The 25546-nt window shown below is 57.2% G+C and carries 24 protein-coding genes; 15 read left to right on the forward strand and 9 right to left on the reverse strand.

Features of this window, described 5'->3' with window-relative positions; translation table 11 throughout:
• Window positions 1-51 precede the first annotated feature (51 nt).
• Window positions 52-951, reverse strand: a complete 900-nt coding sequence (locus FVB43_RS07100; protein WP_133841576.1) for a LysR family transcriptional regulator — start codon at window positions 949-951, stop codon at window positions 52-54.
• A gap of 123 nt (window positions 952-1074) precedes the next feature.
• Here FVB43_RS07100 and FVB43_RS07105 point away from each other — a divergent pair, with 123 nt between their 5' ends.
• Complete coding sequence (locus tag FVB43_RS07105; RefSeq protein ID WP_167863660.1) at window positions 1075-1587, forward strand: SRPBCC family protein; 513 nt, start codon at window positions 1075-1077, stop codon at window positions 1585-1587.
• 111 nt (window positions 1588-1698) lie between these two features.
• A complete protein-coding gene (locus FVB43_RS07110) occupies window positions 1699-2637 on the forward strand; it encodes a 2-hydroxyacid dehydrogenase (RefSeq protein WP_133841578.1) in 939 nt (312 codons plus the stop codon).
• 588 nt (window positions 2638-3225) lie between these two features.
• On the opposite strand, the gene FVB43_RS07115 is transcribed toward FVB43_RS07110, so the two are convergent.
• Complete coding sequence (locus FVB43_RS07115; RefSeq protein ID WP_167863661.1) at window positions 3226-3918, reverse strand: RraA family protein; 693 nt, start codon at window positions 3916-3918, stop codon at window positions 3226-3228.
• Between the two features lie 12 nt (window positions 3919-3930).
• Complete coding sequence (locus FVB43_RS07120; protein WP_167863662.1) at window positions 3931-5139, reverse strand: aspartate transaminase; 1209 nt, start codon at window positions 5137-5139, stop codon at window positions 3931-3933.
• Window positions 5140-5459: 320 nt separating this feature from the next.
• Between FVB43_RS07120 and nac the strand changes: the two genes are divergently transcribed.
• The 13 genes from nac (at window position 5460) to licT (ending at window position 18539) form a co-directional block, all read left to right on the forward strand.
• Entirely contained in the window at window positions 5460-6383 is a 924-nt protein-coding gene (gene nac / locus FVB43_RS07125) for a nitrogen assimilation transcriptional regulator NAC (protein WP_133841581.1), read from the forward strand.
• Between the two features lie 220 nt (window positions 6384-6603).
• Complete coding sequence (pxpB, locus tag FVB43_RS07130) at window positions 6604-7275, forward strand: 5-oxoprolinase subunit PxpB (RefSeq protein ID WP_133841582.1); 672 nt, start codon at window positions 6604-6606, stop codon at window positions 7273-7275.
• A complete protein-coding gene (locus tag FVB43_RS07135; RefSeq protein WP_167863663.1) occupies window positions 7272-8240 on the forward strand; it encodes a 5-oxoprolinase subunit C family protein in 969 nt (322 codons plus the stop codon). The genes pxpB and FVB43_RS07135 overlap by 4 nt, the downstream gene beginning before the upstream one ends.
• A 19-nt stretch (window positions 8241-8259) precedes the next feature.
• A complete protein-coding gene (locus FVB43_RS07140) occupies window positions 8260-8715 on the forward strand; it encodes an acetyl-CoA carboxylase biotin carboxyl carrier protein (RefSeq protein ID WP_167863664.1) in 456 nt (151 codons plus the stop codon).
• A complete protein-coding gene (locus FVB43_RS07145; protein ID WP_167863665.1) occupies window positions 8696-9469 on the forward strand; it encodes a LamB/YcsF family protein in 774 nt (257 codons plus the stop codon). Before FVB43_RS07140 ends, FVB43_RS07145 begins: the two co-directional genes overlap by 20 nt.
• Window positions 9470-9574: 105 nt before the next feature.
• A complete protein-coding gene (locus FVB43_RS07150) occupies window positions 9575-10327 on the forward strand; it encodes an SDR family oxidoreductase (RefSeq protein WP_167863666.1) in 753 nt (250 codons plus the stop codon).
• Window positions 10328-10355: 28 nt separating this feature from the next.
• Entirely contained in the window at window positions 10356-11057 is a 702-nt protein-coding gene (locus FVB43_RS07155) for an amino acid ABC transporter permease (RefSeq protein WP_133841587.1), read from the forward strand.
• Between the two features lie 6 nt (window positions 11058-11063).
• Complete coding sequence (locus FVB43_RS07160; RefSeq protein WP_133841588.1) at window positions 11064-11822, forward strand: amino acid ABC transporter permease; 759 nt, start codon at window positions 11064-11066, stop codon at window positions 11820-11822.
• Between the two features lie 3 nt (window positions 11823-11825).
• Window positions 11826-12563, forward strand: a complete 738-nt coding sequence (locus tag FVB43_RS07165) for an amino acid ABC transporter ATP-binding protein (RefSeq protein WP_133841589.1) — start codon at window positions 11826-11828, stop codon at window positions 12561-12563.
• A gap of 32 nt (window positions 12564-12595) precedes the next feature.
• Complete coding sequence (locus FVB43_RS07170) at window positions 12596-13438, forward strand: ABC transporter substrate-binding protein (protein ID WP_422718020.1); 843 nt, start codon at window positions 12596-12598, stop codon at window positions 13436-13438.
• A gap of 891 nt (window positions 13439-14329) precedes the next feature.
• The gene (locus FVB43_RS07175; protein ID WP_167863668.1) at window positions 14330-16219 is read left to right on the forward strand and encodes a beta-glucoside-specific PTS transporter subunit IIABC; all 1890 of its coding nucleotides are present in this window, start codon (window positions 14330-14332) and stop codon (window positions 16217-16219) included.
• The gene (locus FVB43_RS07180) at window positions 16216-17628 is read left to right on the forward strand and encodes a glycoside hydrolase family 1 protein (protein ID WP_167863669.1); all 1413 of its coding nucleotides are present in this window, start codon (window positions 16216-16218) and stop codon (window positions 17626-17628) included. Before FVB43_RS07175 ends, FVB43_RS07180 begins: the two co-directional genes overlap by 4 nt.
• 53 nt (window positions 17629-17681) lie before the next feature.
• A complete protein-coding gene (licT, locus tag FVB43_RS07185; protein WP_133842119.1) occupies window positions 17682-18539 on the forward strand; it encodes a BglG family transcription antiterminator LicT in 858 nt (285 codons plus the stop codon).
• An 18-nt stretch (window positions 18540-18557) separates the two neighbouring features.
• Here the strand turns inward: licT and FVB43_RS07190 are convergent, their stop codons facing one another.
• The 6 genes from FVB43_RS07190 to FVB43_RS07215 all read right to left on the reverse strand — a co-directional run bounded on the left by FVB43_RS07190 (window position 18558) and on the right by FVB43_RS07215 (window position 25499).
• Window positions 18558-19418: a MurR/RpiR family transcriptional regulator gene (locus FVB43_RS07190; protein WP_133841593.1), complete on the reverse strand. Its 861-nt coding sequence runs from the start codon at window positions 19416-19418 to the stop codon at window positions 18558-18560.
• 135 nt (window positions 19419-19553) lie between these two features.
• Complete coding sequence (locus tag FVB43_RS07195) at window positions 19554-20594, reverse strand: ABC transporter permease (RefSeq protein ID WP_159336358.1); 1041 nt, start codon at window positions 20592-20594, stop codon at window positions 19554-19556.
• Window positions 20591-21592: an ABC transporter permease gene (locus tag FVB43_RS07200; protein ID WP_167863670.1), complete on the reverse strand. Its 1002-nt coding sequence runs from the start codon at window positions 21590-21592 to the stop codon at window positions 20591-20593. The genes FVB43_RS07195 and FVB43_RS07200 overlap by 4 nt, the downstream gene beginning before the upstream one ends.
• Window positions 21585-23069 (reverse strand): sugar ABC transporter ATP-binding protein, encoded by a 1485-nt coding sequence (locus tag FVB43_RS07205; RefSeq protein ID WP_159336360.1) that lies wholly within the window; start codon window positions 23067-23069, stop codon window positions 21585-21587. Before FVB43_RS07205 ends, FVB43_RS07200 begins: the two co-directional genes overlap by 8 nt.
• An 88-nt stretch (window positions 23070-23157) precedes the next feature.
• Entirely contained in the window at window positions 23158-24141 is a 984-nt protein-coding gene (locus FVB43_RS07210) for a substrate-binding domain-containing protein (RefSeq protein ID WP_234472508.1), read from the reverse strand.
• Between the two features lie 272 nt (window positions 24142-24413).
• A complete protein-coding gene (locus FVB43_RS07215; RefSeq protein WP_242462120.1) occupies window positions 24414-25499 on the reverse strand; it encodes an aldose 1-epimerase family protein in 1086 nt (361 codons plus the stop codon).
• Window positions 25500-25546 lie beyond the last annotated feature (47 nt).

A 25546-nucleotide genomic window follows, 5' to 3' on the forward strand; every position in this document is an offset into this window, starting at 1 on the left:
GCGCCACACTAAGGCACGTGATACGGCGGACGATAAGCTGTGAGTGCTGTATCAGTGGGTTAGCATCTTTAACAACAGTGTACGCAGCCAGCGATGCCCGGGATCGCGATGGCTGCGTTCATGCCAGACCACGCTTTTACTGAACCCGACGATCGTCAAAGGCGGCGCGAGCTGGATCAAACCGTGGGTATGCTGCGCCAGTCGCTGCGGTACAACGGCTATCAGATCGCTGCTGCGCAGGATCTCAGGCAGTACCAGAAAACTGTTCACTGCCAGCGTCACCCGACGCTCGCGACCCAATGTGGCCAGCGCCTCGTCGGTCACACCACGAAACTGTGTGCCGCTGTGTGACACCAGTGCATGGTCGAGTGCGCAGAAGCGGTCAAGTGAGAGCGCACCCGATGCTGCATCCGGATGCCCGGTGCGCAACAGGCAAACATACTGCTCCTCAAACAGCGGGTGGGCATGCAGGTCAGGTGGGGTGGTCTCTGGCGTGACCAGCGCCATATCCACCTCTCCTTGTGCCATCTGTGCGGCCAGCTGTTCGTTGACCACCGGCTGCACGCTGACCCGCACTCCCGGTGCCTGCTGGCGCAGCGCCGTAATAAACGGCACCACTACGGCACTGAGCGCGTAATCGGTGGCGGCAATCCGCAGCGACATCTGCGCACGGGCAGCATCGAAGACCTTCGGTTGCAGGAGCAGGCTGACTTCAGCCAGGATTTGCTTCACCGGAGCGGCCAGCTCCAGCGCACGCAGAGTCGGCGTAATGCCGTGACGGTTACGGATAAACAGCGGGTCGTTAAAACATTCGCGCAGCCGGGTCAGCATGCCACTGACGGCGGGTTGCGTCAGGGCCAGACGCTGAGCAGCGCGTGTCACACTGCATTCATCCAGCAGGGCATCCAGGGTTTTCAGCAGGTTAAGATCAAGGGTTCGGAGATCGGCCATGGTGCAGACTCACTGATTAAGATATTAGAATATAGAATATCTTAAATAAAAAATGACGATTGGTTTTATGTCTCAGGCCGGTGCAGCATAGCGGTGAATTCAATCTTAATGAAGGCACTCCCGATGAACAGCATTAACTGGCCACAAGGCTATATTCCCGGTTTTAGCGATAACTTTGCCTCCAATGAAATGGTCATCACCGGGGTCAGCGTCGCCGCCCTGTGGGACAAGCTGACCGATACGGCGGCATGGCCGGGTTACTACAGCAATGCCAGTGATATACATTTCCGCGATGGCACTGGCCCACGACTGACGGATGGCGCACGCTTCCGCTTTACCACTTTTGGTTTCCTGGTCGAGGCCGAAGTGAACGAATTTGAGCCACCGCTGGCGGGCAGCGCAGGACGCATTGCCTGGCATGGCTGGTGCGGTGACGACAGCGAAAGCCGCCTGGATGTGCATCATGCCTGGCTGATTGAAGCGCTGCCGGGCGGCCGCGTCCGCTTGCTGACGCAGGAAACACAGAACGGTAAACCTGCCCGCGATCTGGCGTCTGCCCGCCCCAATCCGATGATCAATGGTCATCAGGCGTGGCTGGACGGCATGATTGCAGCAGCCCGCACCGCGCAGCAATAAGTTCACCTTATCAGGTAATAAGTAGAATGTTGCTGGAGGGAGAGTGAAAGTCTGCCAGGTTATTAACGTGTTTTTCCTCTTACCCTGACGTTAATAATAAAGGTACCCGCAATGAAACAGGACATTCTGATTATTCAGCCACTGATGCCGGAACTGAGCGAGGTTCTGCACCAGCACTATCACTGTCATCGTCTGTATGAACAGACGGACATGGCTGCCTTTCTTGAGGAACATGCAGGCAAGATCAAAGCGGTTGCCACCCGGGGAGATGTCGGATTGGCGGCCGATTTGATGGCTGCGCTGCCTGCGTTGGAACTGATCGCTGTTTTTGGTGTTGGCACCGATGGTATCGATCTGTCGGCTGCCCGCGATCGCGATATCACGGTGACCATCACCTCCGGCATTCTGACGGATGACGTGGCGGATCTGGCACTGGCGCTGATGCTTGGTGTGTCACGACAGATCGTGGCGCAGGATGCGTTTCTGCGCAGCGGGGCCTGGCAGGAACGCCCGCCGCAGTTGGGTTATAAGCTGTGCGGTAAACGCGTGGGGATTATGGGGCTGGGTAAGATTGGTGCCGCTATTGCCCGGCGCTGTGCGGGCTTTGATATGCAGGTCGGTTACTGCAACAGTCGCCAGAGCAGTGAGCCAGGATGGCAGCGTTTTGGCGATTTGCATCAGCTGGCGCAGTTCAGTGATTTCCTGGTGCTGGCCGTGCCGGGAGATGAACGTAATCGCAAGATGGTGGATGCGGATATCCTCAGCGCGCTGGGGAAAGAGGGCATTTTGATTAACGTTGCCCGTGGGGCGGTAGTGAATGAGGATGATCTGATCGAAGCACTGCAAAATCATGCCATTCGCGGGGCAGGACTGGATGTGTTTGACAATGAACCGACGATTGATACACGTTTTGCGGCGCTGACCAACACGGTTCTGATGCCGCATATTGCCAGTGCAACGGTCGAGACGCGTCAGGCGATGGCACAAAATGTGGTGGATAATCTGGCGGGATGGTTTGCAGGGAAGGGGGCGGTCACGCCCGTGGAGTAGAAATATCCACACAAAAATTAATGGCTTCCTGTCTGGCTTCAGGTCCGGGGCCAGTTTGAGCATGCCGGATCGGCAAGACCCGCTTCCCTGCGGGCCTCGGCACGCGACGTCCTGTCGCGTGACGTCCGGCTTACCTCAAACTGGCCCCCTCCCCGCAAGATAGCGCTCGCTGTGGGTTTTAAAAGCATCAGAACGTGACGATCTCTGCGGATTGACTGGAATCAGAATTCTGGGCTTTGGGATGGGTTCGGGTTTTGACCTGGATTTTGACGTTGAGGCGGCATTCAGCAGCGCTGAGGAAGCACAGTGAACCAGGACGAACCGCCAGGACGGCGGTGAGAGGGAGAGCCGGCACAGGGATGTGCCGTCACGACCGCTCCGTCGGTGAACGACGCTTGCGAAGGCACCCGCTGAAAGCGGGCGATGCGCCTGCCGCAAGCCCGGATTCCAAAGGGCGGGGCGACTGCCGCCCTTTGGTCGCTCAGCCCGCGCAGCGGGAAAGCGAAACGCCCTTGACGTTGACGTTGACGTTGACGTTGACCTGGACAATCGTGCAGATCAGCAGAGCCTGCGACAGATCGCAAAAGCTTAATACTGCCCGTCAATCACTTCTACGCCCTTACCAGCCAGCCAGGGGTCGATCCACTCCCGTTCCAGCTCTCCGCGCTTCGCCAGTTCAAAATTGCGCTCATCAACAATCAGATAAGCCTGCGCGGCTTCCAGAATCTGCGCGGCATCTGCTTTGGGGATCACTATCACGCCATCGTGATCGCCGAGAATGATATCGCCCGGCGAGACATGAATATTCCCACAGGCAATCGGCACATTGATCTCACCAGGGCCATCTTTGAACGGCCCGCCGGGCGTGACGCCGGCAGCGTACAGGTGATAATCCATCTTGCTGATGCCCTCAATATCACGGATCGCGCCGTCCAGTACCAGTCCTTCAATATTGCGCTGGCGTGCCCAGGTGGTCATCACTTCCCCCATCAGCGCCTGGCTGCGATCGCCCTCGTTCGACACCACGATGACATCACCCGCACCTGCCATATCCATCGCTTTATGCAGCATCAGATTACAACCGGAACGGGCTTTGACCGTGACCGCCAGACCGCACATGGTGGAATGGGACGGATTGCTCATCAGCCGAATATTGCAGGCCAGCGCAGGCAGACGGCTCATGCAGTCTGCAACTACAGCCGCAGGCAGGGTGCGGAACGCCTCAACCCAGGGCGCGGCCTGTAAATCACGTTGTAAGAAAATACGGTTACCAACAGTCATAACAATCCTCGTTTAGTTCAGGCTGGCAACGGCAGCGGCAATCAGATCCGCGCCCTGTTGCAAGGCAGGTAAATCGGTAGCAATCGACAGGCGGAAATAAGGCGACAGGCCGTAAGCAGCCCCGGCCACCACAGCAACACCTGCGGTATCCAGCAACCACAGCACCACGTCGTTATCCGTGGACAGACGTTGCCCTTCCGCCGTGGTTTTCCCCAGCAGCCCCCCGCAGTTGACGTAAAGATAAAAGGCGCCTTCCGGCAGACGGCAGCTCAGCCCGGGAATAGCATTCAGACGTGCGGCCATATCGTCACGGCGCTGGCGGTAAACCTCCAGGCTGTGGGTGATAAATTCGGTACCGCTGTTCAGCGCCGCCAGTGCCGCAGCCTGGCTGACGGAGCTGGCGTTGCTGGTGGACTGCGATTGCAGCGTGCCCATCGCCGCGATCAATGCTTTAGGCCCGGTGGCATAACCGATACGCCAGCCGGTCATAGCGTAGGTTTTCGACACGCCGTTGACGATTAGGGTACGGTCAGCAAGGCGCGGCTCCACCTCCAGCAGATGCACATTCGGCGCATTGTCATAGCGGATATGCTCGTAGATATCGTCGGTCATGATCGCCAGATGCGGGTAATCCAGCAGCACATCGGCCAGCGCGCGCAGCTCGGCACGCGTATAGCTGGCACCGCTCGGGTTGGAAGGGGAGTTAATCAGCAGCCAGCGGCAGCGGCTGGTAATCGACGCACGCAGATTTTCCGGCGTCAGTTTGAACCCGTCCTGCTCGCTACAGGTGACAATCACCGGGCGGCCATCGCAGGCCAGCACCATATCCGGATAGGAAACCCAGAAAGGTGCCGGGATCAGCACTTCATCGCCGGTTTCCAGCGTAGCGGCAAAGGCGTTAAAAATGGCGCTCTTGGCCCCGTTGGTGACAATCACATCATCGGCATTTACCGTCAGGCGGTTCTCACGCAGGAACTTCTCTGCGATCGCCGCACGCAGTGCCGGGGTACCGTTATTCTGTGTATAGCGCGTTTCACCGCGCTCAATCGCGGCGCTGGCGGCCTGGCGGATCACCGCGGGCGTGTCAAAGTCCGGCTCACCCACCACCAGATTAACAATCGATTTTCCGGCACGTTTTAGCGCATTAGCGCGGTCGGAAGCGGTACTGCTCGGCGAGGGTTTAATGCGGGTAACGCGATTAGCAATATGGATGGCACTCATGGCAACACTCCGGTCGGTGGCGTAATAGCCTTAAGTTACGAACACCGGCGCGCTTCGGCTAAGAGGAGTTTGTTCTGATTCAAGAGCGAAAGCTTATGGATGGGGCAGAGCCATAAGCAAAAGCCATTTATTGGTGCAGCGCTGCATCACAGAACGGAGAAAAAGGATGTTAAAAAACGGTTAAAATAGCGATCTATCTCACTGTTTTACATATTAACTTTCTTGATGTGTCGGCGCTCACCCTTAGAGTGGTCTGGATCTTGCTATATTCCCCTTCACCCGATTGTTACCGCAGCGCAGTGCAGAAGAGGAAGGTCACGATGAATCTCAGGCGGCTCAAATACTTTATCAAAATTGTCGATGTCGGCAGTTTGACTCAGGCAGCTGATATTCTGCACATCGCGCAGCCTGCACTCAGCCAGCAGCTCGCATCGCTGGAAGGCGAAGTCAAACAGCAACTGCTGATCCGCACCAAACGCGGCGTCACGCCCACCGAGGCGGGCAATATTCTTTATGCGCACGCCCAGGCGATCCTGCGCCAGTGCGAACAGGCACAGAGTGCCATTGATGGTGCCGGGCAGGCACTGAGTGGGCAGGTGTCGGTCGGGCTGGCGCCCGGTACGGCGGCCTCGCTGCTGGCCCTGCCGCTGATGGAAGAAGTGCGTAAACAGCACCCGGGCATTTTGCTCTATTTTAATGAAAGCTTCGGCACCACCCTCAGTGAACTGATCATGAGCGGGCGTATGGATATGGCGGTGCTGTATGGCAACCGTCAGGTGCACGGGCTGGCGTATATCCCGCTGATGAAAGAGGACCTGTATCTGGTGACGCCGCAGGCCACCGCCAGCTTTGGTAAAACCGTTACCCTGCAAGAGATTGCACATCTGGAGCTGTTTCTGCCGCGTCCTTACAACATTATGCGCAAACTGGTCGATGAAGCCTTCGTGCAGAAAAACCTCTCTTACAGCGTAAAATGTGAAATTGAGTCAGCTTCTACGCTGGCACTGGCGCTGGATAATAACCTCGGTGCCACTATTCTGCCGGAGTCCATTGCGCGCAACATGGTGGCACAGGCCCATGCACGCATGGCGAAGATTGTCGACCCGGGCATTCAGGCGCCACTCTCATTTTGTACCTCAGATCACCTGCCGCTTTCACAGCCTGCCGAGGCGGTGAAAAAAATCCTGCTGGCGCTGATGGCCGAACGCACCCAGGACAATCGCCCACTGACGCTGGTAGGGTAAGGTCATCTTCTGAAGGAGGCGGCGATACTCTGTAGGGGTCGATCATCTTTTTCGATCGACCCGTGCTGATGGTATGCACCTCATGCACGCAAAATCTTAAGAGTAATAAGTCTGTCTTATCCCCCTAAAGCGAAACCCTCTTACAGACTGGCAGAACGACCGGGCTACAGTGGCCTTATGTCGGGCTTTCCGTTGACGGATATGATGTTGAGGATGAGGAATGGATCCAGCAGGTCAGTTACAGGCACCGCAAATCAGCTGGCTGGGCACCCACGCGCTGCTGTTTGAAGCGCCGGGGGCACTTTCACTAGTGAACCAGCAGCGCATCTGGGCGCTGGCAGACTACAGCGCCAGGCTGAACAGTATTCGCGGCGTGGTTCCGGGGATGAACAACCTGATGCTGGTGTTCGGGCCACAGTGGTGCGGGGCCGAATCGCTGCCGGAACAGCTGCTGCGCCAGTGGGAGCGGGGGGAGAGTAAAACCTTCTCTGGGCGCATCATCGAACTGAACGTCATCTACGGTGGCGAACCGGGGCCGCATATCTGCGATGTGGCGGAACACACCGGTATGACGATTCAGGAAATCGTTCAGCGTCACAGCGAACCCCTCTATCCGGTTTATGCCCTCGGTAGCCATCCGGGTTACTGCTATCTCGGCAATATGGACCCGCAGATCGCCACGCCACGTCGCAGTACCCCGGTGCAGAGCATTCCCGGTGGTTCAGTGTCGATTGGCGGTGTGCAGACGGGCGTTTCCGCCTCCGCCGGACCGAGCGGCTGGAACACCATCGGCCGCACGGATTTTATCTTCTTTGATGCCCACGCTGAACCGCCGGTGCGTTTGCAGCCCGGTGACAGCATTCGTTTTCGCGTGGAAAAGGTGCTGGCATGATCGAAATTGAACGCACCACACCGCTCACCAGCGTGCAGGATAATGGTCGCTTCGGCGCGCTGCATTACGGCGTCGGTACGGCGGGGGTGATGGACCCTCTGGCGCTGCGCCTCGGTAATGCGCTGCTGGGTAATCACCCGGACGACGCAGTGATTGAAGTCCCGCTGTTTCCTTTCCGTGTCCGTTTTCATAGCGATGGCCTGTTTGCGCTCAGCGGCGGTGACAGCCAGGCCTCGCTGGACGGAAAGCCGGTTCCCGCATGGTGGGTGGCACACGCCCGCGCAGGCCAAGTGCTGACGCTCAATGCCTCGCGTTTTTCCGCCCGCAGCTATCTGCACCTGCCGGGTGGGGTGGATGTTCCCCGGGTGCTCGGTTCGCGCAGCACGCAGTTACGCGGTGAATTTGGCGGCTGGCAGGGACGCGGCCTCAGCGCAGGCGACCGGCTGAACGCCCGCACCCCTGACTATCGTGGTGCCTCTGACTTCGGTATTCCCTCACCACGACTGACGTTGCAAGCAGGCTCATTGCATGTGCCGCACATCCGCGTGCTGCCCGCGGCCGAATACACCCGCTTCACGGCGGAATCTGTCCAGCGCTTTTGGCAGCAGTCGTGGCGTATCACACCGCAAAGCAACCGCTACGGCTACCGGTTGGAAGGCGAAGGGCTGGTGGCAAAAGTGCCGCTGGAGATGCGTTCTCACGGCATCATCCCTGGCGTTATCCAGGTTACCCATAGCGGCCAGCCGATTATTCAGATGCGTGATGCGCAACCCAGCGGAGGCTATCCGAAACTGGGGACGGTGATAGACGCCGACATGTGGCTGTTGGGACAGGTGCCGGTGGGCAGCCAGGTACGTTTTGTGGAAGTGGATCTGCTTCAGGCGCAGCAGGCACAGCAGGAGCAGGACCGCTGGCTGGATAACCTGTGTCATCAGATTGAACGTTACCGCCGCAGCGCGGGCTGACCCGATAAAAGGAGAACGAATGTTAGCATTTCGAGAGTTACAGGGCCTGGTCAATCAGATGCAGCGTAGCGGCCTGACCAGCCTGCAAATTAACAGCGCGGACTATGCCATTCGCATGACCTGTCAGCCGGGAAGTCAGCGGCCCGTCGCTGCCCCCGAACCGGTTGCTGCCATAGCGGTGCCCGTCATGCCGGTTGCCGTCACGGCACCGATGCCGGGCCGCCTCTGGTTACAGGACCCGTTGAGCGGTAAAAACGTCGGCCCCGTTTCCGGGCCGGTGGAAGCAGGCTGCCTGCTGGCGCTGGTTCAGGCCGGGCCGCTTTGCCTGCCGGTCCGTGCGCCGCAGGACGGCATCCTGACTAGCATTGAGGCGACACAAGGTCAGGCAGTGGAGTACGCCCAGGCGCTGATGCAATTGCTGCCGCAGGAAAAACCACAGACAGAGGAACAGAGCCATGCGCAGCATCGATCTTAACGCCGATCTCGGCGAAGGCTTTGGCGACTACACCCTCGGGGATGATGCCGGACTGATGGCACTGATCAGCTCGGCGAACGTGGCCTGCGGATTTCATGCGGGCGACGCCACCATTATGGCTTGCAGCGTCGCGCTGGCGAAACAGCACGGTGTTGACCTGGGTGCCCACGTTGGTTTCCCGGATTTACAGGGGTTTGGTCGCCGCCGGATGCAGATCGACCCGGCGCGGCTTGCGCACGATGTCACCTATCAACTGGGGGCATTATCCGGCTTTGCCCGTGCCGCCGACTATCCGCTGACGCACATGAGCTTTCACGGCGCACTGGGCAATATGGCGGCAGAAGAGGAGGCGCTGGCACGGCCGCTGTTACAGGCGGTGCAGGCTTTTGATCCCGCACTGATTATCAGCACCACGCCGGGCAATGCCGTTGAACGCTGCGCACGGGCGCTGGGGCTGCATGTCGCCTGCACCTTCCTTGCCGACCGGGCTTTTCAGGCCAATGGCCTGCTGGTGCCGCGGGGGGCGCCGGGGGCCGTTATTCATGATGTTGAAGAGGTAAGCCGCCGGGTGATTGACCTGCTGACCACCGGGTCCATCACCGCCATCGACGGCACGCGGCTGCCGATGAATGTGTCCTCCATTTTATTGCACGGTGACACGCCGGGGGCGCTGGCACTGATTGCGCGTCTGCGCCGGGATATCCAGGCAAATGGCGGAGAAATCAGATCGCTGTCACAACAAAAAGCCCGTTAAGCCCGGTTATAAGAGTGGCTTATTGCCACAAAGGCTTAACCTCTTACCCCCTGGTAAGCCCAGGGGGATAGAGTCAAAACACCAGAAGAATAACAGGAGTGCATTATGCCTTTTTCAGATTACAAAACGGCCCTGGTCACCGGCGCATCCGCCGGCATGGGGGAAGCCATCGTCGAGCGCCTGTGCAAAGAGGGCATTGTGGTGCATGCGCTGGCACGCCGCAGTGATGAGCTGGATCGCCTGGCTGCCCGGACCGGTTGTATTCCCCACGTAGTGGATGTTGCAGATGTTAACGCACTGACCGAAGTCTGCCGCGACCTGCCGATCGATATTCTGGTCAACAACGCCGGTGTTTCACATCCTGGCTCCATTCTTAGTGCCGAAGAGCAGCATGTTGACACCCAGGTGGATGTGAATCTGCGTGCCGTGCTGCATCTCTGCCGCCTGCTGGTGCCGGGCATGATGGAGCGCGACTGCGGGCATGTGATCAACATTACGTCGATTGCGGCGATCTACAACTTCGGTGGCAACTCGATTTACCACGCCACGAAAGCAGGTGTGCATGCGCTCTCGCGTCAGCTGCGCGTCGACTGTTATGGCAAACGTGTGCGTATCACCGAAATCTGTCCTGGCCGGGTGGCGACCGATATCTTCGGTAACGTGTCCGGTGATAAAGAGGGGGCGCGCCGTCAGTTTATCGACGGCTTCGAACTGCCGCAGGCCAAAGATATCGCCGATACCGTTGCCTTCGCGCTGGCCGCCCCGGTGGCGGTGAATATCGGTCATATCGAGATCACGCCGACGCTTCAGGTGCCGGGTGGGTTGTCAACCATGCGTCCTGGTGATGCCATCCGCTGACAAGCCGATTAACTGAGGGCAAGCGACAATGAACGGTTCACTTGATTTTAGCGTCATTCTGCATGGCCAGTACGGGCAGATGATCATCGACGGCATGCTGCTGACGCTGCAACTGGCGCTGGGTTCCTGGCTGCTGGCGATGGTACTGGCGATGCTGCTGGTGGTGATCCGCCTCAGTAACCTGCGCGTATTGCAGTGGCTGGTGGCCGCTTATGTCTCGTATCACCGCAATGTGCCCACGCTGATCCAGCTGATGATGTGGTATTTCGCCATTCCCACGCTGCTGCCGGAATCGGTGCAGATGTGGCTGAATGATTTCAACGCCGAATTTGTCTTCTCACTGGTGGCGCTGGGGCTGTGCCAGGCGGCGTATTTTTCCGAGGACATCCGCAGCGGCCTGCGTGCCACGCCGGAGGGGCAGACGGAAGCCGCCCGCGCCCTCGGCATGGGATATATGCAGTCGATGCATCTGATCATTCTGCCGCAGGGCATTCGTAATGCGTTGCCTGCGCTGATTAACCACACGGTGCTGCTGTTTAAAAATACCAGTCTGGCGATGGTGATTGGCGTGGCAGACCTGACCTACGTGACGCGGGAAATCGAAAACTACACCTTCCGTACCTTTGAAGCATACCTGGTGTCGACGCTCTGTTACCTGTTCTTCTCTCTGTTGTTGATGGGCGCGGGTGCGCTGCTGGCGCAACGTTTCCAACGTGTCTATGCGAGGTAACGTCTGATGACGGAAATGCTGACGATTTTACAGCAGAACGGCATGTTGTTCCTGATGGGGCAGTATCCGAACGGCCCGCTGGGCGGGGTGCTCTGTACCTTACTGGTGTCAGTACTGGCGATTGTGTTTGCGCTGCCGCTCGGCGTACTGCTGAGCGTGGCACGTGTTTCACCTTACCGCTGGCTGCGCTGGCCAGCGACTGCCTGGGTGTACGTGCTGCGCGGCATCCCGCTGCTGATGGTGGTGTTCTGGACCTACTTTTGTCTGCCGCTGTTACTGGGGCACACCCTGAGCGGCTTCGGCACCATGCTGATCACCCTGGTGATCTATGAAAGTGCCTATATCGCGGAGATCGTCCGTGCCGGTATCCAGGCACTGCCGCCGGGGCAGTACGAGGCATCACGTGCGCTGGGCATGAGCTACACCCGCACCTTCCGTCTGGTGATCCTGCCGCAGGCGCTCTACAACATGTTACCAAGCCTGGTCAGCCAGCTGGTCTCGATTATTAAAGACAGCACGCTGGGCTATGTGATCAACGTTCCTGAGCTGACCTTTGCGGCCAACCAGGTCAACAACCAGCTGCTGACTAAACCTTTCCAGGTGTTTGCCATTGTGGCACTGAGCTATTACATCATCTGTTTCAGTCTGACGTGGCTGGCGAACTGGCTGGAGCGGCGCATTGCGCAGAAACGTAATCGCAGCCATCCAGTGGCCTCTTCACAGTCCGGCACGTTGCTGGTGACCAAACCCGTTATTGAGGAGTAAGGCATGCATCCGATTATCCGGTTTAATCAGGTTAATAAGTGGTATGGCGCGTATCACGCTCTGGCCGATCTCAACGCGGAAGTGAACAGCGGTGAGGTGGTGGTGGTGTGTGGCCCGTCCGGTTCTGGCAAATCTACCCTGATCCGCACCGTCAACCGCCTGGAGCCGATCCAGGAGGGGCAGATCGTGTTCGATGGTCATGATATTCACGGCAGCGGCATGCAGCAGAACAAGCTGCGGGCGCGCATTGGCTTTGTGTTCCAGAGTTTTAACCTGTTCCCGCATCTGTCGGTGGTCGACAACGTGATGCTTTCACCCGTGAAAGTGCTGGGGATGAAGCGCAGTGAAGCGAAGCAACAGGCGCTGGCTTTACTCGACCGCGTGGGTCTTGCACACAAAGCCAATGCCTGGCCCGCTCAGCTCTCCGGTGGGCAACAACAGCGCGTGGCGATTGCCCGGGCGCTGGCAATGAAGCCCCCGGTGATGCTGTTTGATGAACCGACATCGGCGCTTGACCCGGAAATGGTCGGGGAAGTGCTGAACGTGATGCGCGGTCTGGCACGGGATGGCATGACCATGATGTGTGTGACACACGAAATGAATTTTGCCCGCGAAGTGGCGGACACGGTCTGGTTTATGGATGAAGGAAAGATCCTCGAAAAAGCCCGACCTGAAGACTTTTTTACCCGGCCCGCACATGAGCGCGCCCAGCGTTTCCTGACCGATCTGCGTCAGCACTGATCTCACCTGCACATTAACGGAGTCTGTCGATGATGAATAAGAAACTTCCGCTGTCGTGGGCGATCTGCCTGCCCTTACTGCTGAGTGCCACCCTGTCTGCGCAGGCTGATACGCTGTCTGATATTGCCAGCCGTGGTCAGCTTAACTGTGGCGTTTACGCTGATGTCCCGCCGTTCTCCTCACCGGATCCGAAAACCCGTCAGCTGGTGGGGATGGATGTTGACCTGTGCCAGGCGCTGGCGGGTCAACTGGGAGTCAAGGTGAACCTGATGCCGGTTTCCGTCGAAGCCCGTATCGCGGTGCTGACGACCGGGCGCGTGGATGTGCTGATCGCCAACCTCGCTTACACCAAAAGCCGTGCTGCGCAGATCCAGTTCAGCGATCCGTACTACATTGCGAAAGAGGTGCTGGTGGTGAAAAGCCCCAATGCCGATAAAACCCCGGCAGACTTCAAAGGCAAGCGCCTGAGTTCAACGAAAGGTTCCACCTCAGAACAATCCATTCGCATGGCGCAGGCTAAGCCGGTGACGTTCCAGGATACCGCATCGGCCTACTTAGCACTGCAACAGAATAAATCCGTGGGTTTTGTCACCAACGGTATGACCGCCACTCAACTGGTGAACCGCGCTGCGGCTGACAATATCAAGCTGGCGATGATCAAAGAGCCGATGGCGCTGGAACCGGTCGCCGTTGGGATGAAAAAAGGCGATGAGGCGCTGCTGACCAAAGTGAATGCCGGATTGAGGGCGATGGAGCAGGGTGGTGAAATTGACCGCATCTGGAACCGCTGGCTGGGGCCGGACACCGAATACAAAATGGTGCGTGAAGAGAAAGTGCAGCCGCTGAGTGAGCTGAAATTCGTGCCGCTGGAGTAGCACGGGAGGGACTTCCCCTGACCCGGGGTGATGGTCTGCACGACGGTCAACGTTAAGGTCAACGTCAAGGTCAACGTCAAGGTCAACGTTAAGGTCAACGTCAAGGGCGTTTCGCTTTCCCGCTGCGCGGGCTGAGCGACCAAAGGGCGGCAGTCGCCCCGCCCTTTGGAATCCGGGCTTGCGGCAGGCGCTGCGTCCACTGCGTGGATACCTTCGCAAGCGCCGTTCACCGACGTACCGGTCGTGACGGCACATCCCTGTGCCGGCTCTCCCTCTCACCGCCGTCCTGGCGGTTCGTCCTGGTTCACTGCGCTTCCTCAGCGCTGCTGAATGCCGCCTCAACGTCAAAATCCAAACCCAGGTCAAAAACCCAAATTAATCAGCAGAGTCAGTTATGTCGTGGCAGTTTTAAAACCCACTGCGAGCAACGGTTCTGCGGGGATGGGGCCAGTTTGAGGTAAGCCGGACGTCACGCGGCAGGGACGCCGCGTGCCGAGGCCCGCAGGGATGCGTCTTTTGCCGATCCGGCGTGCTCAAACTGGCCCCGAACCTGAAGCCAGACTGCCAGCCATTCATTTTTGTGGGGCTCACTCAGGGGACGACCTTTTTTTCGGTCGTCCCCTGAGGTCAGCTGGTTGCCGGAACAGAGGCGTACCTCGACGTTTATTCGCTAAAACATGCGAGCCAGATCCCATTTTGTTATGGGAGTCATTGCCAGTTAATGCCGGAAATGATGATAATCGCGGCGCAACGGCTTTACAGGTTGCCCCCATTTTTTATTGCGGCATGTCACTGGTAAAGCAGGCAAGACCAAAATAAAAATGCATGACCTCTTTATTGAGGCGCATTTTTATTTTGGTCTTTTTTTTTGGTTTTTTTTGAGGGAATACCGTGGATTATAAAAAACTCGGCCATGAGATTTTAGCTCTCAGCGGCGGCAAAAATAACATCAGCAGGCTCACTCACTGTGCGACACGTCTGCGTCTTGAGTTCAGCGACCGCAGCCGGGTACAGGAGACGGAAATTGAAAAACTTCCGGGTGTGATCGGCGTGGTGGAAAGCGGCGGCCAGTTCCAGATTGTTGTGGGAAACCAGGTGCAGCAGACCTACCGTACGATGCTGGATGCTATTGGCAATGCCGCGCCAGGCGGCAAACCTGCGGCGGCAAAAGGCGGAATTTTCAGCCAGATTATCAGCGTGATTTCCACCACGTTCACCCCGGTTATCCCGGCAATCACCGGTGCCGGGATGATCAAAGCCCTGCTGGCGATTCTGAAACTGTGCGGGCTGATCAGCGTCAGCAGCACCACCTATCAGCTACTGGATACCATTGCTGATGCCGCCTTCTTCTTCCTGCCAGTGCTGCTGGCCTACGGTGCGGCGATTAAGTTTTCCTGCAACCCCATCCTTGCCATGACGATTGCCGGGGCGATGCTGCACCCCAACCTGGCGCAAATGCTGGCGAAAGGCGGGGAGATCACCTTTATCGGGATCGACGTTCGTCTGGCCGATTATGCCGGCTCCGTGCTGCCTATCATCTTTACCGTGTGGATCATGTCGTGGGTGGAACGCTTTGCTGAACGCGTGTCGCCGTCGATGATCACCTTCTTTATCAAACCGATGATTGTGCTGCTGGTGACGGCACCGCTGGCGCTGGTGGCGATAGGGCCGTTTGGGATTTTACTCAATGACCTGGTGGCGAGCGGCGCGGCGGCGATTAACGGCAAGGCCAGCTGGCTGATTCCAATGCTGATGGGCGGGCTGCAACCCTTCCTGGTGATCACCGGCACTGCCTGGGCGATGACACCGATTGCCACCATGCAGCTGACCCGCCAGGGATTTGAGACGATTAACGGCCCCGGTATGCTGGCCTCCAATATTGCCCAGGGGGCGGCGACGCTCTGTGTTGCACTGAAAACCAAAAATAAAGATCTGAAACAGCTGGCATCGTCCTCCGGTTTTACCGCGCTGCTGGGGATTACTGAACCGTCGTTATACGGGGTGACGCTGAAGTTAAAACGCCCGCTGATTGCCGCGATGATCGGCGGCGGCTGTGCCGGAATCTATGCCGGGTTAAGTGGGCTGGTGCGCTACGCCTTCGTCTCACCGGGCCTGGCGGCGTTGCCAGCGTTTATTGGTGAAAACCCGATGAATATTGTGCATGCGCTGGTGACCTGCCTGATCGCGGTGGTCGTCGCCTTTGCGCTGACCTGGATACTGGGTTTTGATGATCCCAAAGCCGCGGATGAAGCGACTGCCGAACCTGTGCCGGTGCAGGCAGCAGGCGTCTCGCCATCAACTCAGGTGAGTGAAACCCTGCACAGTCCTCTGAGCGGGCGCGTGCTGCCGCTGTCGGCAGTACCGGACGACGTTTTTTCTCAGGGCCTGTTAGGCCAGGGCGTGGCCATTGTGCCGGATCGCGGTGAACTGCTCTCGCCGGTTAATGGGGTGGTCGTGACCTTTCTGCCGTCGAAGCATGCCGTGGGAATTTTGTCGGACAGTGGCGCAGAGGTGTTGATCCACGTCGGAATCGATACCGTCAATCTGAACGGCACATTTTTCACCTCCTCATTACAGGTGGGCGACCGTGTGCAGACGGGGGATGTGCTGGTGACCTTTGATTGCGCAGCCATTACCGCCGCGGGATATGAACTGATTACCCCGGTGCTGGTGGTCAACAGTGATGGCTATCAGATCGTGCAGAATCTGGCTACAGACCAGGTCAATGGCGGCTCAGCGTTGCTGGCCCTGACCCCAAAACAACAAGCGAGCGTATCATGATTTATCAACAATCCCAGCCTTTCCCGGACGGCTTCTTGTGGGGGGCATCCACCTCTGCCTATCAGGTAGAAGGTGCATGGAATGAAGACGGCAAAAGCCCGTCGATTATCGATATGTGCCAGCACCCGCAGGAGACGGCAGATTTTACCGTTGCCAGCGACCACTATCATCGCTGCATCGAAGATGTACAGCTTTTCGCCGAGCTCGGACTGAAAGCCTATCGCTTCTCCATCGCCTGGACGCGCATCATTCCCGGCGGCGTCGGTGAGGTGAATGCGCCGGGGCTGGCGTTCTATGAGCGACTGATTGATGAACTGAACCGTCACGGCATTGAGCCGATTGCCACGCTTTATCACTTTGACCTGCCCTGGTGCCTGGAGGAACAGGGCGGGTGGGAGAACCGCGCAACGATAGCGGCATTTGTTGAGTATGCGCGTACGCTGTTCAGCCATTTTGGCGGCAAAGTGAAACACTGGCTGACTATCAACGAACAGAACACCATGATCCTGCATCCGGGTGCCATTGGCCTGCCACCCGGTGGTGAGCTGCCGTCGCCAGCGTCCCTCTGGCAGCAAAATCATCATATGATGCTGGCCCAGGCACAGGTGATGGCGCTGTGTCATCAGATGTTGCCCGACAGCAAAATTGGCCCGGCGATCAATACCACGTCAATGTATCAGGCCACATGCCGCCCGGAAGATGCTATCGCCGCGCATAACTGGGAAACCCTGCGCTGCTGGAGTTTTCTTGATGTGGCGGTGCACGGGCGCTATAACGCGCTGGCCTGGCGTTATCTGCAGGATCGCGGTCTTGCCCCACAGATGGCCGCCGGGGATGCTGAGATTTTACGCCAGGGTAAACCGGATTTTATTGCGATTAACTACTACTCGACCGCCACCATCGCCGCCAGTCAGGGTGATGCGTCGGATATCAGCGCACGTGCCGGTGACCAGCAAATCATGCTGGGCGAACCGGGTGTCTATCGGGCAGCCGAAAATCCCTGGGTGGAGAAAACACCGTATGGCTGGGTGGTTGATCCGGTCGGGCTGCGTCTGACGTTGCGTAAAACCTGGGAACGCTATCATTTGCCGATTCTGATCACAGAAAACGGGATGGGCGCGCCGGATGTGCTGGAGGAAGGCGATATCATTGCCGATGATTATCGTATCGATTTTTTGCGTCAGCACATCGCGCAAATGCAGCTGGCGATAGCGGATGGCGTGTCGCTGATGGGGTATTGCCCGTGGTCAGCCATCGATGTGGTCAGTACGCATCAGGGCTATGGTAAACGCTACGGCTTTATATATGTGGATCGCGGCGAGCATGACGTGAAAGATCTACGGCGTATCCGCAAGGCCAGCTTCGGCTGGTATCAGCGGGTGATTGCCAGCAACGGCGCGACCCGGTAAAACAGAGCGCACAATCAGCAGCACAGGGGCCGGATGGCAGCACGATGGATAAAATGACCGTAGCAAAGGTGCTGAATAACAGTCTGGTGCTCTCCAGCACCGCTGACCATGACGAAGTCATCGTGATGGGGAAGGGCATCGGCTTTAACAGTAAGGTGGGTGATACGCTGGATGCGTCACAGATTGAGAAGATCTTTATCGTGCAGGGAAGCCAGACCCGCCGCGACTATCTGCGGGTGATTGAAAACGCGCCGGAGTCTTTGCTGCCGCTGGTGCAGGAGCTGCTCGATCGTGCCAGCGCCCAGTTAAACAGCCGGCTGAGTGAGCAGCTGTTTTTTACGCTGGTGGACCATATCAGCTTTGCTGTTGAGCGTTTTACAAAAGGGATTGCCATCCAGAACCGGCTGCTGTTTGAGGTAAAACGTTTTTATCCGCGTGAATTTGCCGTGGCGCAACAGGCGGTGCGGCAGCTTAACCAGCAGTTGAATATTGACCTGCCGGAAGAGGAGGCCGGGAATATTGCCTTCCATCTGGTTAACGGGCAAACCGATGTGCAAAACATGGAAACCACGCTGCTGTCGGTGAAGATGCTGAAAGATATTTTCAATATCATCAAGTATCACTTTCGCGTGGAGATCAACCGGGACTCCCTGAACTACCAGCGCTTCCTGACCCACCTGCAATTTTTTATTCAACGGATGGTGGAGGGGCGGCAGATCGCCAATAAAGACGATTTTATTTTCACCCAGGTCAAGGCTGAATATCCCGATCACTATCGCGCCAGTCAGCTGATTGGCGAATATGTGTTTAACCTGTTGCAGGTGTCATTAACCAACGATGAGCTGCTGTATCTGATTATTCATCTGGTGCGCATTGTGACGCCGGATGAGGATCTGCCCCAAACAGAATAAGTCCGGCTAGCGGCCGGATTATTTTCTTTTGTGGGCGACAGACATCATCGTGCGGTTGAGCTGTTGCTCGGCATGAGCATAATCACTTTGCGCCACCACCACGAACAGGGCATCCAGAATGTTGAGCTGGGCGACGCGTGCGGCGGCGTTTTCACCGGTGAGTGGAGACCCCCGTGCCGTGGAGCACAATACCGTATCGGCCAGATTGGCCAGCGGCGAGCCGGAATAATTAGTAATAGCGATCACCGGCACCTGGTTGGCCTGTGCGGCTTTAACGGCTTCGAGAATATCTTTGGTCTGGCCGGAATGCGAAATCGCCAGCACCACATCATTTTTACCCAGTAATGAGGCTGACATCAGCATCATATGGGGATCATCCCAGGCGGTGGCGCGCGCACCAATACGCAGAAATTTATGCACCGCATCGCGGGCGATTTGTGCTGACCCTCCGAAGCCATAAAAATCACGCTGTTGCGCTTTCGCCAGCAGTTCGGCAGCACGTTCAAAGGCTTTCATATCGAGGATCGCCAGGGTTTCTTCCAGCGCCTGCGCCGAAGTGCGAAACACCTTGGTGACAATTTCCGCTGCCGTATCCGTCGGGGAGACTTCCTGATGCATTTCGGTGATCGGCAGGCGATTATATTCCGCCGCTTTACTGCGCAACTCTCTGAAGCCACTGAAGCCCAGTTTTTTTGCTGTTTTGACCACCATGGCTTCAGACATGTCGCACTGGCTGGCCACGTCTTTCAGGGCAACCCGTTCATGAAAGTCGTTTGAGAGCACCGCGTTGACCAGTTTCGTTTCCAGCGGGGTCAGCAGCGACACCATCATGCGTAACCGGGGGCCAATCGAACTTGCATCATCGGCAGAGTTGACCATGAGACACCTTATTTCCTTACTCAGTGTGTTAACGCGTAAACATATCATGACCCATAGAGTGGGGCTAATGTAATGATTTCCCACATTGATCGGGTGACGATCAATGTGGGTCATCTGTACGTCCATGAGGGGTCGTCAGACCTTATAAGCCCGTGTCGCCGTCTTCGCTTTCGCGCGTTCAGACATCCACTCTTTCAGCACCAGACCGCCGGAGGCCAGCAGCAGGATCGCCCCCCACAGCGCCAGCGTAATAAACTGGCTGAGATCGAGCAGGATGGATGCCGTCGACATCAGTTGCAGGATCAGCAGCGACAGGATCACGCCGCTCACTCTGCCAAATCCCCCTAAGGGATCTACGCCACCCAGCACCACTGCGAGGATCGCCACCAGCAGGTAGCTTTCACCATAGGCCGCATTAGCCGAATCGAAGCGTGCCATCATGATGATCCCTGCGACACCGGCTAACAGGGAAGCGATCAGGTAGACCCAGACCAGACTGCGTCGTGTATTGATGCCGGAATACTGTGCTGCCCGCTCGTTGGAACCTATCATCGCAATAGCATTACCCAGCGGGGTTTTATTGACGAAGATGCTTAACGGGACGATGACGGCGGCAAAAATAAGCAGCGCCACGGGAATGCCGAGCAGCGTGCCATTACCGATAAAGACAATCGGCTCAGGGAAACCGGAGATCACATTGCCATGGCTGATACCAATCGCCAGCCCTTTCGCCGCGGTCATGGTGCCGAGGGTGGCCAGCATCGGTGGCACTCGCACGTACGCCACCAGTATGCCGTTGAGCAAGCCTACCAGCGCGGCGACCACCAGCCCGGCACCGATCGCCGCAAACTGGACCATGCCCCAGGCCACACCCTGAGTTTCAGGGATCAGAGCGGCCAGCATATAGGCCACCGTCAGGGCGCACAGGTTAGCCGTGGCGATAATCGACAGGTCGATACCGCCAGACAGCATCGGGATCATCATGGCCAGCGCCAGGAATCCCAGCTCGGGGAGCTGAAAGCCCATCGACTGCAGCCCGGCGATGCCAAACAGTTTGTTGCCTTCCAGCAGGCCAAGGCCGATGACCATCAGGGCCAGCATCACCAGCAGGCGGGCATTGGTGGCCCCTACGCGGTGATGCAGGTTATCTAACAGGCTGTTGTTATGATTTTTCATGATGCCACTCCGGGTTCTGCCTGCTTGTGACGTTTGCGCGTTTCTCTCGCCATCATGATCATCGCGGTGATGATCACCAGACCGGTACTGAACAGCGACCAGTACGACGACACGCCGAGCAGGATCAGCCCATTTTGCAGAATCGCGATCAGCGCCAGCCCGAGTACGGTACCCAGCACCGTACCGGAACCGCCGGTCAGACTGGCACCGCCAATGACCACGGCCGCCACCACATCCAGTTCGCGTCCGACCAGCGCGGTAGGCGATACGGATTGCACCAGTTGCGCCTGCACCAGTGACGCAATGCCTGCCAGCGCCCCCATATAGCCGTATACCAGCATATTCAATCGGTAAACGTTAAACCCCACGCGCTGCGCCGCATCAGGATTGCCGCCCATGGCGTAGATTTGACGGCCTACATTGCTGCGGTTAAGCAGCAGCCAGGTCAGCAGGAAGGCCAGGAACATGGCGATAATCTGGAAGTTCACGGCGTAAGGAATGCCGTCAGCATCGGTATGAAAAACAAATTCAAAGCCCGCCGTAAACCAGTCCGGCAGGGCAAAGATGTCAGCACCGCCGGTGACGGTCAGTAAAATGCCAAAGAACACGTTCAGCGTGGCGATGGTGATAATCAGCGCCGAGGTTCTGAGCGAATTCACCAGCAGGCCGTTAATCAGCCCAAGTGCGACCCCGAGCCCGACAGCGATGGCGAAAACCCCCACCCAGCCGATGCCGTAGTGGTTGGCCACCGTCAGTGCGGCAAACTGAGTAATCGAGGCCGTGGCCGCAAAGGAGATATCAATGCCTCCCGTGATGATCACCACCAGCAGGCCGACGGCGAGGATACCGATAAATGATGTTGCCCCAAGGACATCCACCAGGTTTTGCAGCGAGGCAAACTCCGGGGTGAACAGGGTGAGGAAGATCACCATCAGCGTGATAACAATCAGCAACCGGCACTCGTGGGTGTGGATGAAACGCTGGAAAAAATCACGCATTGACCGCCTCCTTCAATTCTTCTTCCGAGCAGCGACCTGGAATATATTCGCCGTTAAGCCGCCCGGCACGCATTACCAGCACGCGATCGCTGTGATAGTAAATTTCCGGGATTTCATCCGAAATCATGATGATGGCAATGCCCTGTGCGGCAAGGTTTCTGATTACGGCGTAAATTCCGTCTTTGGCGTGGATGTCCACGCCGACGGTCGGGCTGTCGAGTATTAGCAGGCTGGGGTTCGTCGCCAGCCATTTGGCGAGCACCACGCGCTGCTGGTTGCCGCCGGACAGCGTTTTCACTTTGTTCTCAGGATTGCCTGCTTTGATGGTCAGGGCGTCGATGCCGTGACGCACGGTGTCTGCATAGAGATCATCACGAATAAAACCGATTTTGTTGACCAGTTTTTCAATCACCGACAGGGTGATATTGGTGCTGATGGACTGTTCCAACACCAGCCCGAGTGCCAGGCGATCTTCTGACAGATAAGCGATGCCGCGTTGAATGGCATCCCTGTTGGATCGCATTACTGCGACTTCACCATTCACGATAATCTCACCCTGTTCAGGGCGGGTGAGGCCAAACAGCGACAGCGCCAGCTCAGTGCGCCCGGAGCCGAGTAACCCGGTCAGACCAAGGATTTCGCCCCGGCGGACATCAAGGGTAATGTCGTGATATTCATCTTTGCGAGACAGCCCGCGAACCTCCAGCACGGTGTCGGTTTCCGGGCGATCTTTGGCAGCACACTGGTAGCTGAACTCTTTACCGGTCATCAGGGTGGCCAGCTTGCGGTCGGACATCTCTCTGGCATCATAAGTGCCGAGCATTTTGCCATCGCGCATCACGGTAACCCGGTCGGCAATTTCCAGCACTTCATCCAGACGGTGACTGACGAAAACGATGGTGATACCGCGTTCTTTCAGTTGCAGTGTCAGCTTCAGCAGGGCATCCACTTCGTGACGCGTCAGCGAGGAGGTGGGTTCATCCATAATCACCAGCCGCGCATCGGCAGCCATTGCCCGGCAGATAGCGACCAGCTGGCGTTGCGCGATAGAAATATCGGCCACTTTGTCGCCGAGTGGCAGCGAAACGCCGATGCGCTGCATGGCATCGCGGGCGAGCTGATGAACCTGTTTCCAGTTCACCTGGCGCAGGCCCCCCGCGTGCAGACCAATGGCAATGTTCTCGGCCACGGTCAGGTTGGGAAACAGTGACAGATCCTGATAAATCACCTGAACGCCAAGGCGGGTGCTTTCTACCGGCGTCAGGTGACTGATGCGATCCCCGGCAATGGTAATGTGCCCGCCGGGTTCAGGTTGATGCACCCCGGACATGATTTTAATGAGTGTGGATTTACCGCAGCCATTCTGCCCGCACAGGCAGTGCACCTCGCCTTTTTCTAGCGTGAGATTGACGTTCGACAGGGCATGAACCCCGCCAAATATTTTTGATATTCCATTCAGCTGTAAAAAAACGGACATCAGGCTACCCCTTTCATTAATTTAGGGTACAAGGAATCGGCATCGGGCTCCCTGGAGCCCGATGCCTGTCAATAATTAACGGTGTGTTTTAGAGTCCGAGCTTGATCAGGTCCGCGATGTTATCTTTGGTGATCATCAGAATTCGATCCACCATCACCACGTTGTTTTCGGTATCGACCGTGGCTTTACCCAGGCCCGGGATAGTCATACCGGTTTCAAATTTTGTATTATCCAGCGCCAGTCGTGCCACGGATGTCATCGCCAGCCCAGCTTCTTTCGGGTTCCAGAGGAAGCCTTCGCGGATCACGCCCGACAGAATGTAGGCCCGTGCCTGGGAAGGGATGGTGGTTCCCACCAGCGCGATTTTCTTCTCTAAATGGCGTTTTTTCAGCACGTTACCTGCACCGATCGGCCCGTTGGACCCCATCGACATAATGCCTGTGACTTTAGGATAGGCTTTCAAAATATCCTGGGTGACGCGCTCAGACTCATCGATAAAGTCAGCCCCCGGGAAACGGTCGGCGGCCAGACGCATATCAGGGTAGTGCGCTTTCTGATAAGCGATGGCGGCATCAGCCCACTGGTTATGGCCGGTGGTGGTCAGCGTGCCGACCAGCACGACATAATCCCCTTTTTCACCCATTTCACGTGCCAGCGCTTTCATCTGTGCTTCACCATAGGCCTGGGCGCTCATCAGCTCCACATCCCAGGTTTTCCCCGGCTGGTTTGGCCCTTCCTGGGTGATCACCATGATCCCGGCATCTCGTGCGCGTTTTACCACCTGCGCGGTCACTTTCGTATCCAGCGGGACCAGCCCTATTACGTCCACTTTCTTGGCGATCAGGTCCTCAATCAGTTTGACCTGCTGTGCCGGGTCGGCACGGGTCGGGCCGACCATGGAGGTTTTGAGGTTGAACTGTTTGCCGCCTTCCTCCAGCCCCTGGTTGAGGATGTTGAACCACGGAACGCCCACGGTCTTCACGACGGTAACCATGGTTTTTGTCTCGGCAGCGGCAGCGATGCCTGACCAGCCAATCCCTGCGGTCATGGATATCAGGACAGATAAACTCATTAATTTAACAAGGATGCGACGATTCATTTTTAACCCACTTATTTATTGTTGATATCGGCAAAAATTAACCTTTCAGGACGAGGTGTGCGCGTCGTTAGCGTGTAGGGCAAAAACGAACACGTCTTCTCTTTGTGCCAGGAACAAACCGCATTAAATGTCCGTCTGACGACATCGACTTTACTGAAAAAACTTTCAAAGTAAATTTATTGCTCTACCAAAGTGTCCTTATTTGATTCAGCTCACACCTCCGTTTTGCAATTTCGGCAAAAACGCTAACGCGAAGTGCGGATGATCGCGTCTTTCATCTTCGCCTCAGCGACATTCAGATAGCCCAGCTGTACGTGGAAACGGGCGTGCTCACCCCCGGCCAGCGATCGGACATTGCCCTGCTGTTGTTCTGCGAAGTGACCTTCAACGCCGCAGGTGGCCGGCATGGCAAAGGCGCACACTTTTTGCTTGTTGTTAGCCAGAATCCAGCGCACCAGATGCGAGAATTCATCCGGGGAGTAACTCACGGTGAATGCATCACCTGCTGGTCTGCGCAGCATTACGTGCACCTTTCCGTCCTGCGCTGTCTTCAGGTTTTTCAGATAAAAAACCAGCTCAGGGTCCACGCCGAGAGCCGTGCTGATCACCGCTGTCTCAGAGGGGTCTTCCTGCATTTTTGCTAACTGCTGAAGGTAGTTGTCATCAGACTTGACGATGGCGGGCACCGAGGTGCGCACCACCAGATCCTCACGACTGAACCCGGTGGGTTGCACGATCTGGCCTCCTTCAACAAAGGCAAAGTTGGCGTGGCACATGTACATCAAATCCATCGTATCCTGACCGAGATTTTCCACCGCCATATGAATCCCAAAGGTGGCATCGTCAGGGCGGATCACCACACGCGGACGTGCCATGTAGTGGTCGCCAAAGCCCATCAGGTATTCACGCTCACCCGCCAGCGCCATCCACGGGCCGTCTTGATCTTCGCCGGTTTCAATACTGGCGCTATCCATCGGGGCCAGCGGCATCTCGCCGTGCAGGGCGTGGCTGTCATGCTCGCCGGGGTTGCCGTTACGGAGCAGGCCTGAGTGATACATAAAACACCCGTAGGTGCCAACGACATCCGTTGCCGGGCGTGGCTCGCGAAAGCGACTCTCCATCGTGAGGTCGACGCCATCGAACACCGCCTGCCAGATCATCTGCCCGTACCAGGGCAGGATAATCAGGTGCCCGCGCCGGTTGCTGAGGCGCACGGCTTCAATACCGGAAGGGAAGGTGAACAGTTCGGCACGGCAGCCATCGGTGCTGACGATGTCCACCGGAGTGGTGCTGAAAAAGGATTTCCTGAGGGTGATTTTGGTTTGCTGCATTGACGTCTCCATCCTGTGCGGGTGCGCTGGTAATTTACTGGCATTAA

The organism is Erwinia rhapontici (genome assembly GCF_012271765.1).
GTDB classification, from domain to species: Bacteria; Pseudomonadota; Gammaproteobacteria; order Enterobacterales; family Enterobacteriaceae; genus Erwinia; species Erwinia rhapontici.